12 protein-coding genes are annotated in these 12,140 nt (G+C 68.7%); 2 read left to right on the forward strand and 10 right to left on the reverse strand.

Translation table 11 applies throughout. The features are described 5' to 3' along the window. Window positions 1-6 precede the first annotated feature (6 nt). Both VD997_00880 and VD997_00885 read right to left on the reverse strand, forming a co-directional pair. Window positions 7-585, reverse strand: a complete 579-nt coding sequence (locus tag VD997_00880) for a DUF3592 domain-containing protein (protein ID HYE60523.1) — start codon at window positions 583-585, stop codon at window positions 7-9. A 55-nt stretch (window positions 586-640) separates the two neighbouring features. After that, a complete protein-coding gene (locus VD997_00885) occupies window positions 641-1,732 on the reverse strand; it encodes a hypothetical protein (protein HYE60524.1) in 1,092 nt (363 codons plus the stop codon). 208 nt (window positions 1,733-1,940) lie between these two features. Between VD997_00885 and VD997_00890 the strand changes: the two genes are divergently transcribed. Both VD997_00890 and serC read left to right on the forward strand, forming a co-directional pair. Next, on the forward strand, window positions 1,941-2,909 hold the full coding sequence (locus VD997_00890; protein HYE60525.1) for a 3-phosphoglycerate dehydrogenase: 969 nt from the start codon (window positions 1,941-1,943) through the stop codon (window positions 2,907-2,909). A 143-nt stretch (window positions 2,910-3,052) separates the two neighbouring features. After that, a complete protein-coding gene (serC, locus tag VD997_00895; protein ID HYE60526.1) occupies window positions 3,053-4,222 on the forward strand; it encodes a 3-phosphoserine/phosphohydroxythreonine transaminase in 1,170 nt (389 codons plus the stop codon). A gap of 93 nt (window positions 4,223-4,315) precedes the next feature. Here the strand turns inward: serC and VD997_00900 are convergent, their stop codons facing one another. From VD997_00900 to VD997_00935, 8 genes are all read right to left on the reverse strand, one after another. After that, complete coding sequence (locus tag VD997_00900; GenBank protein HYE60527.1) at window positions 4,316-5,374, reverse strand: glycosyltransferase family 9 protein; 1,059 nt, start codon at window positions 5,372-5,374, stop codon at window positions 4,316-4,318. A gap of 159 nt (window positions 5,375-5,533) precedes the next feature. After that, window positions 5,534-6,451 carry a cation diffusion facilitator family transporter gene (locus VD997_00905; protein ID HYE60528.1) on the reverse strand — a complete coding sequence of 306 codons (918 nt, stop codon included), beginning with the start codon at window positions 6,449-6,451 and terminating at the stop codon, window positions 5,534-5,536. A gap of 19 nt (window positions 6,452-6,470) precedes the next feature. Beyond that, on the reverse strand, window positions 6,471-7,721 hold the full coding sequence (locus tag VD997_00910) for a putative sugar nucleotidyl transferase (protein ID HYE60529.1): 1,251 nt from the start codon (window positions 7,719-7,721) through the stop codon (window positions 6,471-6,473). A gap of 118 nt (window positions 7,722-7,839) precedes the next feature. Then, window positions 7,840-8,496 (reverse strand): HAD family phosphatase, encoded by a 657-nt coding sequence (locus tag VD997_00915; GenBank protein ID HYE60530.1) that lies wholly within the window; start codon window positions 8,494-8,496, stop codon window positions 7,840-7,842. Between the two features lie 21 nt (window positions 8,497-8,517). After that, window positions 8,518-8,844, reverse strand: a complete 327-nt coding sequence (locus VD997_00920) for a hypothetical protein (protein HYE60531.1) — start codon at window positions 8,842-8,844, stop codon at window positions 8,518-8,520. Between the two features lie 3 nt (window positions 8,845-8,847). Beyond that, entirely contained in the window at window positions 8,848-9,417 is a 570-nt protein-coding gene (locus VD997_00925; GenBank protein HYE60532.1) for a hypothetical protein, read from the reverse strand. Beyond that, window positions 9,414-10,322, reverse strand: a complete 909-nt coding sequence (locus VD997_00930) for a rod shape-determining protein MreC (GenBank protein HYE60533.1) — start codon at window positions 10,320-10,322, stop codon at window positions 9,414-9,416. The genes VD997_00925 and VD997_00930 overlap by 4 nt, the downstream gene beginning before the upstream one ends. A 3-nt stretch (window positions 10,323-10,325) precedes the next feature. After that, a complete protein-coding gene (locus tag VD997_00935; GenBank protein HYE60534.1) occupies window positions 10,326-11,402 on the reverse strand; it encodes a rod shape-determining protein in 1,077 nt (358 codons plus the stop codon). Window positions 11,403-12,140: the final 738 nt, after the last annotated feature.

Here is a 12,140-nt window from a genome sequence, read left to right on the forward strand (position 1 = left end):
GCGGCGTCAGCGGCCGTCGCGGTTGATGAGCGGCTGGCGCGGGATCTCGTGCAGCTCGCGCCCGGGCTTGGGGTACGTCGGTCGTCCGGCCATGAGCTTGCGGCCGGCGTCGAAAAGGCTGACCACGCCGATGAGCGTGAGGGCGGCGGCGATGATGCTGCCGATGTAGAGGCCGCGCTGGTTGCGGGCGTCAAGCGAAGGGACGGGGATGTAGTTGCGGGCAGGGTCCGCGGCCTCGAAGGCGATGGTCGCCGGCGAGCCCGCGGTCAGCGTGCGCTGGAGCTGCTCCATCTCGGAGCGGCGGAGGCGGCTGGAGAGGCGGGTGTGGTGGCGGCCGACGGTTTCGCCGCGGTACTCCACGCCCTGGTGCTCGAAGCGGTAGGCGACGGGAAGGATGTAGGACGAGCGGCGGCGGCCGGACTTCTTGATCGGCGCGCCGACGGACTCGATGACGCCCTGGACGGTCGTCGGCGCGGGGGCGTTGGCGGTGCGGGCGAGCTCGGCCCAGGTGCCGCCAAAGAGGCCGAGGCCCAGCCCGATGGTGAGAAAGACGACAGCGATGATGAGTGAGCCGACAAACTTCACGGGTGATTGTTCGCTCTCGGCGTGGTGAGGTTTCACGCGTGGGCTTGCGTGCTTCTCAACGGGCGGCCGCGACGTCCTGCGGGCGTGACTCCCAGCTCCACCGCAGGTGGGGATCGAGGACGGTGATGTTGGCTGTGGCGAGGAGCTCGCGGGCGAGGCGGTCCATTGCGAGGCGCTCGGCGCGGGCGGTAAGGCGGGCGCGGGTGCGGTCGCGGTCGGCTGCGGTGGGTGCGCCGCTGCGGGTGATGGGGCGCTCAACCAGCACGAGCCACGCGCCGTCGCGTGTGACGTACACGGGGCTGATCTCGCCGGGCTTGAGCGTGCTGAGCGACTGCCGCACGGCGGATGGGAGGTTCTCATCGGCCGGGCTGAGCTCTGTGAAGAGGCCGCCCTGCGGGGCGGTTTCGTGGGTGGAGACCTTGACCGCCCACTGCGCGAAGTAGGCGGCGATGAGGTCGATCCGCTCGGCGCTCATGGGCTTGGGCTGCTGCTCGGCGAGCTGCTCGAGGGCGCGGCTCAAGTCGGGGGCCTCGCGGAAGGTGTGGGTCATGGCGGCGCGGGCCTGCGCGGCCTCGCGCTCGGTCTGGGTGCGGATGACGCGGGCGCGGTAAGCGGGCCCGAACTCGATCGCGAGGGCGCGGTCAACGTCCGCGCCGGTGATCTCAACGTCGGGGCGGACGAGGGCGCGGAGCTGGGCGTTGCGGGCGAGGAGGGCGTCGAAGCGGGCGGGTCCGAGGCCGCGGGAGCGGCGGAGGGATTCGAGCATGGCCTGGGCCTGCGCGGCGTCGAGTCGTGCGTCCTCCTGGAGCGAGCGGAGGAGCAGAGTCTGCTCGGCGTCGACATCGCGCCGGGTGACGGTGACGTTGTGCCTGGTGATGAGGTCGGCGAGGGCGCGGTCGAGGATGACCTCCTCGAGCACGACACTGCCCGCGGCCTCGGCGAGGCGCTGATCGATCTCGGTGGCGGGGACGCCGACCTTGTTCAGGATGACGGGCGGGCGGTCGGCGCTGGACTGGGTGGAGGATTTGGTGGTTTGCTCGGCGCGCTCGACCCCGGCGAGCGTGCGTTCGCGGGTGGGCTCGGATGAGGCGCAGCCGGCGAGCGTGACCGCGGCGAGGAGCAGGAGGGGTTTTTGGGGCTTGGGCATGTGTGTATCCCACAGTGGTTGAGGCCCGGTGTCAAATCGGATTGAACCACACAGCACACAGAGGGCACAGAGGAGGGCAGGGGGAATGGGGCGGATTCGGAATGGAGATGCGGATGTGGGCAGCGGGTTACGCGGGTGTTTCCGCGGCGTGGTGTTTCGTTGAGGTGTTTTCTCATGGGCTAACCTTCACTCCCATAGGAGACTTGCGATGAAGGTGCTGGTTGCAGACAAGTTCGAGCAGGTTGGGATCGATGGACTGAAGGCGCTGGGGTGCGAGGTCATTTACGACGCCGCGGCGGGGCCGAAGATGGGCGAGGTGGTCGGGGCGGTTGATCCCGACATCCTGGTGGTGCGGTCGAGCAAGGTGCCGGGGGCGGCGCTGGAGAAGGCGTCGCGGCTGAAGGTCATCATCCGCGCGGGGGCGGGGGTGGACAACATCGACGTGCCCGCGGCCACGAGCCGGCGGATCCAGGTGTGCAACTGCCCGGGCATGAACGCGGTTGCGGTGGCGGAGCTGGCGATGGGGCTCTTGATCTGCTGCGACCGGCGGATCCCGGACCAGTGCGTCGAGCTCAAGAACGGCAAGTGGAACAAGAAGGCGTTCGCGAAGGGCAAGGGCCTGAAGGGGATGACGCTGGGCGTGATCGGTGTGGGCGCGATCGGGCAGGAGGTCATCAAGCGGGCGGTGGCGTTCGGCATGGACGTTGTGGTGTGGTCGCGGTCGATCACGGCGCAGCACGCGCAGGCGCTCAACGCTCGGCTGGGCGGGAACACGACACCGGACCTGATCGAACTCGCGAAGACGTGCGACGCGATCACGGTGCACCTGCCGGCGGCGCCGAGCACGAACAAGCTGTTCGGCAAGCAGTTCTTCGATGCGATGAAGCCGGGGGCGTACTTCATCAACACGAGCCGCGGCAGCCTGGTGGACGAGGCGGCGCTGCGCGAGGCGGTGCAGAACAAGGGCACCCGCGCGGGGCTGGATGTTTATGAGAACCAGCCCGCGGAGACGGAAGCGCCGATGGACAACGCCACGGCGAAGCTCGCTGGTGTTTACACCACGCACCACGTGGGGGCGTCGACTGACCAGGCGCAGCTGGCGGTGGCGCAGGAAGTGGTGCGGATCGTGCAGGTGTACAAGGAGAAGGGGAAGGTGGACAACTCGGTGAATCCCTGAGGTGCCGGTGGCTTCGTCACGGGCTGCCTGTGAATGTGAGTCATGCGTGGGGTTGCGGACGGGGCGTTTGTGAGTGAATATGCAGGCTCCCACCGCCTGAGCGTGGCCCTACAGTTCAGGACTTTTCTTGAGGAGCGAAAACGATGAGCGCTGTCGCCGCGAAGCCGAGCCCTGTGTCGAACGCCAACAGCTTCAATGACCCGAGCAGCCGGTGCTTCAACTTCTCGGCGGGGCCTGGGTGTCTGCCGGAGGAGGTGATCCAGCAGGCGCAGCAGGACCTGTGGAACATCGCGGGCTCGGGCGTGGGCATCTGCGAGCACAGCCACCGCGCGAAGGTGTACGACAAAATCCTGGCGGAGGCGGAGGCGGACTGCCGCAAGATCGGCAACATCCCGGCGAACTACAAGGTGCTGTTCCTGACCGGCGGGGCGACGAGCCAGAACTTCATGGTGCCGGCGAACCTGCTGGCGCAGAACGAGACGGCCGACTACCTGACCACCGGCTACTGGGCGGAGAAGAGCGCGGAGCAGGCGAAGCTGTACGGCACGATCAACGAGGCGTGGGACGGGCGGGGCAGCAAGCACACGTACATCCCGACCGACGCGGAGATCAAGTACTCGGCGAAGCCCAGCTACGTGCACATGTGCAGCAACAACACAATCTACGGCACCGAGTGGCGGGCCAGCGAGACGGACGCGTCGTGGCGGCTGCCCAAGGTGCCCGCGGGCGTGCCGCTGGTGTGCGACATGTCCAGCGACCTGTTCTGCCGGCCGACGGACTTCACGAAGTTCGGGCTGGTGTACGCGGGGGCGCAGAAGAACATCGGCATCGCGGGGACGACGCTGGTGGTGATCCATGAGGACCTGCTGAAGCGCAACCCGCGCGAGCTGCCGCTGATGCTGCAGTACCGCGTGCACGCCAAGGACGAGAGCCGCCACAACACCCCGCCGGTGTTCGCGATCTACTTCAGCGGGCTGGTGTTCAAGTGGATCCTCAAGCAGGGCGGGCTCGAGGCGCTGTTCAAGCGGAACGTGGAGAAGGCGCAGCTGATCTACGACGTGCTGGACTCGAGCAGCTTCTACAAGGCCCACGCCCGCAAGGACAGCCGCTCGCTGATGAACATCACCTTCCGCTGCCCCACGGCCGAGCTGGACGACAAGTTCATCGCCGAGGCGAAGGCCCAGGGGATGGACCAGCTCAAGGGCCACCGGGCGACGGGCGGCATGCGCGCGAGCACGTATAACGCGTTCCCGCGGGCGGGGTGCGAGGCTTTGGCGCAGTTCATGCGGGAGTTCGAGCGGAAGAACGGGTAAGGCGAAAGGCCGAACACCGAGAACACTGAGCGGAAAACAGAGGGCACGGAGCGGAATCATGGTTCAAACCTGATCCGCGCTCTGTGCCCTCTGTCACTTCTTTGTGACCTCTGTGTTCTGCGTTTGGAGACGCTGCTCGCACGCGGCGATGACCTCTTCGACGGTGATGCGGTGCATGTAGGCCACGGCACGGGCGGTGTCGCGGTGGCGGACGTGCTCGTGGGGCTGTCGGTGCGTGATCACATCCTGCGGGCGGCGGTGGGGGCCGGCGTGACCGACGTCGGTGGGGCCAAAGAGGGCGACGAGTGGGCGGTCGAAGCCCACGGCCATGTGCATGGCGGCGGAGTCGTTGCAGACGACGAGCGCGGCGTCGGCGATCAGCTGCATCAACGAGGGGATGGTGGTGTGGCCGACACGGTCGGTGAGGCCGTGGACGGCGAGGAGCGGGGCGCACTGCGAGCGCTCGCTGGCGAGGCCGACGGCGACCACGGCGTCGATGTAGAGGCGGGCGCGGTGCTCGAGCAGGTGGCGGGCGAGGGCGGCGTAGCGGTCCATGGGCCAGGCGCGGCCGAGGCCCTTGGTGGTGGGGGAGAGCAGGACGTAGCGCTTGCCCGCGAGTTGGGGGTCATGTGGGAGCGGGGCACCGGGTGGTGCGGGGTAGAGGCGGGGGGCGAAGGTGGGCCCGACGCCGAGGGCGCGGATGAGGGCAGCGTTGCGGTCGATGTGCGGGGCTGCGCGTCCGCCGGGGACGTGAACCTTGTGCGTGTAGAAGAGCGTGGCGCCCTCGCGGGCGTCGGCGAAGCCCACGCGCGTGGGGGCGCGGGTGGCGAAGGTGAGCAGGCCGCTCTTGAGCAGGCCCTGGAAGTCGATCGAGATGTCGTAGCGGCGGGACGCGAGTTCGCGGTCGGCCCATTGCAGGACGTCGCTGAAGTGTCCGCGCCGGAGGGCGGCCTTGATTGTGCTCTGCGGGAACGGGACCACGCGCGAGAGGTCGGGGTGGAACTGGACGGCGGGGACGAAGGTGTCGGCGACCAACCAATCGATCTGTGCGCGCGGGTAGGCGCGGCGGAGGCTGACCAGGGCGGGAAAGGCACGAACGACGTCGCCCAAGGCGCTGGTGCGGATGATCAGGATGCGCTCGGCTGCGTGCACTCTTGAACTCTCGACGGACAGAAAGGCAGAACACGGAGGGTACAGAGAGGGGGGCGGAGGTGCACGGAGAGGGATTGTGGAGAGAAGACATCCGTCGCAGCGTGCCTGTATCTCGCTTTTCATTCTCCCAAGTCTTCTTCTTTCCCTCTGCCCTCTCCCTCAACCCTCCGTGCCCTCTGTGTTCGGCCTTTCCGCCGCGGGTTCGACGTGGATGAGGACGTCGCTGATGCGGGGGTTGGCCTCGCGGATCGCATCCTTCACGGCGTGGGCGAGGGTGTGGGCGTCGCGGACAGTCATGGCGGGGTCGACCCACACGTGCATGTCGAGCCAGTACTGCGTGCCGCTTTTGCGGGCGAAGACCTTGTGCACGGTGACCACGCCCGGAACGCGGGCGGCGATCGCTGACGCGGTCTCAACCTCCTCGGGGCTGGTCACGTCGAGCAGCTCGCGGACGGGGCCGCCGATGAGGAGCGAGGCGTTGATGAAAATCATGGCTGCGGCGAAGAGGGCGGCCCAGTCGTCGGCCTGCTCGTAGCCGCGCCCGCCGATGAGGGCGATGGCGATGCCGATGAAGGCCGCGGCGGAGGTGATGGCGTCGGCGCGGTGGTGCCAGGCGTCGGTCTCCACGGCGGCGCTGGTGGTGTCCTTCGCCGCGCGGCGGACGGCGCGGAAGAGCGACTCTTTGACGATGACCGTGCCGGCGAGCACGAGCAGCGTCCACCACGCGGGGGCGTGGTGCGGCGTGCGGATCTCGCGGATCGCCTCAATGCAGATGCCGATGCCCGCGCCGAACATCAGTAGGGCGACGATGAGGGCGGCGAGCGACTCGGCCTTGCCGTAGCCGTAGGGGTGGCGCTCGCTGCGGGGACGGGCTGCGACGCGGAGGCCGACCCAGATCACGGCGGAGCCGAAGATGTCGGCGAGCGACTCGATGGCGTCGGCGATGAGGGCGTAGGAGTTGCCGACGATGCCCGCGCCGAGCTTGAGCGCGGCCAGCGTCACGTTAGTCGCGAGCCCGGCGAATACCAGCGTCCGGGCGCGGCGATTGCTGGCTTGCACGGAGGGCGCGGGGGCCATTGATGCGAGTGTACTGGCGTCAGGCGGGGGTTGAGGCCCCGGCGTGGAGGGCTGCAAGCACGGCCCTGTAGTGCTCGGAGAGCTCGACCTTGCGGCGGCCCATGGCGGCCTGCGCGACCTCGAGGAACTTGTCGAGGCGGTAGGTGCGTTTGCCCTCGTCGGTGGCCCAGGTGAAGGCGGGGACGCAGCCGGATACGGGGGCAGTGGTGGCGAACATGCTGCCGGTGTGCAGGATTGAGCCGGTCATGATGCGGGTGCAGATGGCGGTCTTGACGTGATCGCCGATGACGGGGCCGAGGAAGGTCTCGCCGGTGCGCTCGTTGCTGCTGCGGGGCGTGGCGCGGGTGATGACCTCACCGTAGGTGTTGAGCAGGTTGGAGACGGTGGTGCCGGCGCCGAGGTTGACCCACTCGCCCACGTAGGCGTCGCCGAGGTAGCCGTCGTGGGCCTTGTTCGCGTACCCCTGGAAGACGGTGCCGCCGACCTCACCGTTGACCTTGCACCAGGGGCCGATCGCGGTGCCCTGGCGGATGGTGGCGCGCTCGAGCACGGTGCAGTGCGGGCCGACGTAGCAGGGGCCGATGAGGATGGCGCCGGGGCGGATGGTGGCGTGGTCGGCGATGTGGATGGGGCCGTGCTCGCTGTCGAGGACGACGCCGGGGTAGACCTTCGCCGTGGGCGCGATGACGACGTTGCCACCCAGGTGCAGCGTGCCGGGCGCGGGGTCGTAGCGGCGGCCCTGCGCGGGCTGCTCGGTGCTGGTGAGGGCGTGCGGCTGATCCTCGGCGAGGAGCTCGAGGTCCATCGCGAGCGCGGCGTCGCGGAAGGTGCGGACGTGCCAGGGGCGGGCGAGGAGCGTGGGCGTGTCGATCGAGGTTTGCCGCAGTGGTGGGGCGACGCGGTCAGTGATGAAGTGCTGGGCCGCGGCGGGGTCGAGGCAGGCGGCGATGAGGTCGCCGGAACGTGATTCAACCAGCGACTCGCCGCACTGGAGCTCGAGCATCCGCGGCGCGGGCACCACGGCGCGACCGTTGATAAGCAGGACGGGGCTGGTGCCGGTGATCGGGGTGTTGACGGGGATCGAGTGGCGCTTGGCGATGAGCGGCGCAAGGCGGGCGGGGACCTGGAGCGAACTGATTCGGAGGCTTAGGACGCGGCTCAGGCGCTCGAGGTTGGTCAGGGCGCCCGTCCGGACGTCAAAGCTGGGGCGCAGGTCGGTGAGCGGGGCAAGGAGCGGGAGGCCATCGTCGAAGACGTGGGCGGAGGTCATGGGGGGAGTGTACGGGGAGGAGTCTCTCGCGGGGTCGGCGGAAGAGGAGTCTCTCGCGGAGGACGCGGGGGCGCGGAGGAAGACAATGCGGGGAAGGAGCAGGCTCGGACGGGATCCACTAGAGGAGCTGCAAGAGTTGCGAGAGCGTGAGGTCTGCGGTGGAGTTCACGATGAGGTCGGCTTCGCTCAGCCGCTCGGCGGGGAGTGAGTGGCAGACGCCGACCACCCTGACGCCCGCGGCCTTGGCGCTGGCGATGCCCTTGGGGGTGTCCTCGATGGTGACGCACTCGCGGGGCGGGATCCCCAGGCGGTCGCAAGTGAGCCGGTACGGAGCGGGGTGGGGCTTGCTGCGCGGCGTGTCGTCGGCGGTGGTGATGACGCGGGGGAGATGGGCGACGCCGAGTTGCTCCAGGATCGCGCAGATCTCGTGGCGGAGGGCGCCGGAGCAGATGGCGGTGGGGAGGGATTGGCTCGCTTCACGGAGGAGGTTGATGGTGGCGTCGTAGGGCTTCACAGCGCCGGCGGCGATGGCGCGCTGGGCGTGAGTCCACTTGCGGCGGGCGAGGTCGGCATGGTCATCGCTGGTGAGCGTGCGGCCCTGCATCGCTGCGACGGCGTTGAAGCAGTCGAAGTCGCCAAAGCCCATGAGCTTCGCGAGGTACTGCTCGTGCGTGAAGGTCATGCCGACCTCGTTGAGCGCGGCCAGCAGGGCAGCCTCGTGCATGGGCTCGCTGTCAACGAGGACGCCGTCGAAGTCGAAGAGGAGGGCGGGCATGCGGGGCGGCATCGTAACGGATCAACGCCGCGGGCCGGCGCCGCAGCCGCACTCGGGGCACGCGGCGTTGCGCTTGAGGCCGCGGAGGTCGTAGCCGCAGCTGGGGCAGAGGTCGCGACGGCGGATGCACTGGCCCTCGGCACGGTCGAGGATGGCGTTGCATGTGAAGCGGCAGATGACGCACGCGATGAACAAGCCCATACCCCAGGCGATGCACAGGGGCGAAGTGCGATGGCTCCATGCAATGGCCGCGAACAGGAAGCCGCCGACCAGCGACACGACCGCGCCGTAAGAAAGGAAGAGCGCGGTGGCCTCGAGCATCTCGCGGATGGCGGGGGAGAGCCGCATGCATCACCGGCGCTGGCCGCCCCAGCGGGACTTGTGGTCGGGGAAGCCCAGGGCTCCCGTGAGCGGCAGCAGCACGAACGCGAGGACGAGGGCGAGCACGCCGGTGTAGAGGGCCGAGCCCATGGCGGCGACGAGCTGGCGCTTGGGCTGCCACTCGATCGGCGCGCCCGCGGCGTCGCGGATGGTGTAGATGCCGTTGAGGATGATGAGGGCGAGCAGGGCGCCGACGAACGCGAGGAAGCCGAGCGTCAGCGGGTTGCGCCGCATCATGAGGGCACGCATCGAGAGGATGAGCTGCGCGGCCAGGGCATACGCGATGGCGTGCGGGCCCACGATCGTGACCATGCCGGTGCTCTGGGGCATGGGCAGGCGGAAGAGCAGGTCGAGGCACACGCCCAGGGCCGCGGCGGTCCAGAAGACCGTGGTGCGCGGGGCGGACATCGCGACGAAGGCCATGAGCACGAAGGCGAAGCTGGGGGCGAAGCCCAGGGCGCCGAGGGCGAAGGCGTCGCGGAGGCCCTGCTCGAGGCCCAGGAACAGCCAGGCGATGACGACGAACAGGAGCCAGTTCATCGCTTGGCCCCCGCGTGTGTTCCCGCCGGCGCGGGGGCGTCGCTCTCAGGCACGATGCGGAGGTACACCTCGCTTACACGCTCCAGGTTCGGGATGGTGGGCCGAACGGTGACCACCTTGCGGAGCGGCTGCTTGGGGCTGGGCTCGACGGACTCGACGCGACCGACGAGCAGCATCTGGGCCGAGCGCGGCCAGTGGTTGGGGTCGCGGAGGCGGACTTCGGCGCCGACCTTGGGCTCGATGGGCTGGTTGGTGGCGGTGTCGTAGCGGTCCTCGACGTCGCCGTGGAGCGTGCCGTCGCCTCGGGCGAGGAGGGTGCAGGCGAGGCCGCTGGCGGAGCTCTCGTCGAGCAGGATCACGGCCGAAAGCCCGCCGCTGGACTTGCTGGTGATCGGCGCGACGGTGGCGGTGCGGTCGCCGGCATCGACGACGCGCCCGACGAGCTGCAGGCCGTGGGCGGTGGCAATGGTGTTGCGGTCAACCCCCTGCTTGCGGCCCGCGCGGACGGTGAGCATCGGGTCGGCCATGTCGCCGGCGGAGCCGATGACCGGCACGGTGATCTGCAGCACGCGGAGGTCGGGGTCCAGGGCCATGCCGCGCTGGAGCTCCTTGACCATGGCGCGGAGGCGGTCGTTCTCGGAGAGGGCCTGATAGAGCTGGACCTTGGTCTCTTCGATGGTGTCCTCGAGGGCCCGCACGGCCTCGGGGTCGGGCGGGCCGCGGTCCGCGGGGCTGAGCCAGCGAGAAAGACCCGCGAGCGGGTGCGACACGGGCGCTACCAGCGTCTGCATGAGCTGGCTGAAGCTCGACAGCCACGAGACCCAGCGGACGGGCGTGAAGGCGAGCAGCACCAGGATGACGAAGGTGAGGGGAAGGAGCTGGCGCGTTTTCGCGTTCTGCAGCACGGCTTACACCGCCAGGTCGTCCTCGAGGGTGCTCTTCCACTCCTCGAGGTGCTCGAGGTAGATGCACGTGCCGCGGGCGACGCAGGTGAGGGGGTCCTCGGCGAGGCGGGTGTCCAGGCCGGTGGCCTTCTGCACCATGTTGGTGAGGCCGCGGAGCAGGCTGCCGCCGCCGGCCATGCAGATGCCGTTCTCGACGAGGTCGGCCGCGAGCTCGGGCTCGGCCCGCTCCAGCGTGCGGGTCACGGCCTCGCAGATGGCCGTGACCGGCTCCTGCAGGGCCTCGCGGATCTCCTCGCTGGTCACCGTGGTCTTGCGGGGCAGGCCGCTGATCATGTCGCGCCCGCGGACCTCCATGGTGGTCTCGGCCTCGACCGGCGCGGCCGACCCGATCTCGATCTTGATCCGCTCGGCGGTCTGCTCGCCGATCATCATGTTGTACGAGCGCTTCATGTGGTTGATGATCGCCTCGTCCATATCGTCGCCGGCGACGCGGACGCTCTCGCAGGTGGCGATGTCCGCGAGCGACATGATGGCCACCTCGGTCGTGCCACCGCCGATGTCGACGATCATCGAGGCGGTGGCCTCGGCGAAGGGCAGCCCGGCGCCAATGGCGGCCGCGATGGGCTCCTCGATCAGGTAGGTCCTTCTCGCTCCCGCGCGCTCGGCGGAGTCGAACACCGCCCGCTTCTCGACCGCGGTGATGCCGCTGGGCACCGAGATGACCACCCGCGGCCCGAAGATCTTGCTCTTGCCGTTCACCTTCCTGATGAAGTAGCTCAGCATCGCCTCGGTGATCTCAAAGTCGGAGATCACCCCGTCCTTCAGCGGCCGCACGGCGGTGATGGAGCCGGGGGTCTTGCCCAGCATCTCCTTGGCCACCCAGCCCACGGCCTCGCCGTTCTTGAGGACCTGATTGGTGCCCTTGCGCACGGCCACCACCGAAGGCTCGTTGAGGACGATGCCCTGCCCACGCACGCTCACGAGCGTGTTGCAGGTGCCCAGGTCGATCCCCATATCGACGCTGAACAGGTTTAAGACTCGGTCGAGGAACACGGCGTCGGCCCTTTTCAATGCGCTCACGGCCACCTCCGGCGGCGTCTGTCAGACTCTGGCGCGGGGCGGCGGGGCAGGGGGTGGGGGTCGGATCCGTCGACCTTTGGCCGATTGAGAAACCCTGCCCTGGCGCAGCACCTGCGCATCCCGATCGATCCCAGCGGATGAAGCGGGCCTCAGATTATCGGCCAGCGGGGCTGGAGGCCAATCGCGGAAAGGCGGGAATACAAACACGGAGGCAGGGAGGCCACGGAGGGCGCAGTTAACAGGGAGGAAGCTGTCGGTAGAGCACCCCTGTAGGGCATGGGGGCGGAAGGCGGGGGTACCAAACTCGGAGGCACGGAGAGCACGGAGGCGGGGACGGGAGGAGCACCGTTCGCCGCGGGAGGCGTTTTCGTGGGCACGGTTGCAGCTTCCATGCCAGAGAAAACAGTCTTCGTTCGAGCGATTGGAGCTTCCGTGTCTGGGAAAGCAGTTTTCGTTGGCACGATTGGAGCTCCCGTGCCAGGGGTGACGGTTTTCGTTGGCACGATTGGAGCTCCCGCGGGCCCCGGACGCGCAGAAACCGCCGTGGCAAGGGATATTGCGCCCGCGTCTTCGCCACTCTCTCCACCCCGCGCTCACTGTCATCCGTCCCCTGGGAGGTGTCCCCGCTCCTCACTTTCCCGAGTCGTTTTCTCCTCTACGCCTCACCCGCCTCCGTGCGTTCCCTCCGTGCTCTCCGTGCCTCCGTGTTTGGTTTTCTTTCCGGCCTTTCTTCCTGGC

It is taken from the genome of Phycisphaerales bacterium (assembly GCA_035627955.1).
Lineage (GTDB): Bacteria > Planctomycetota > Phycisphaerae > Phycisphaerales > UBA1924 > JAEYTB01.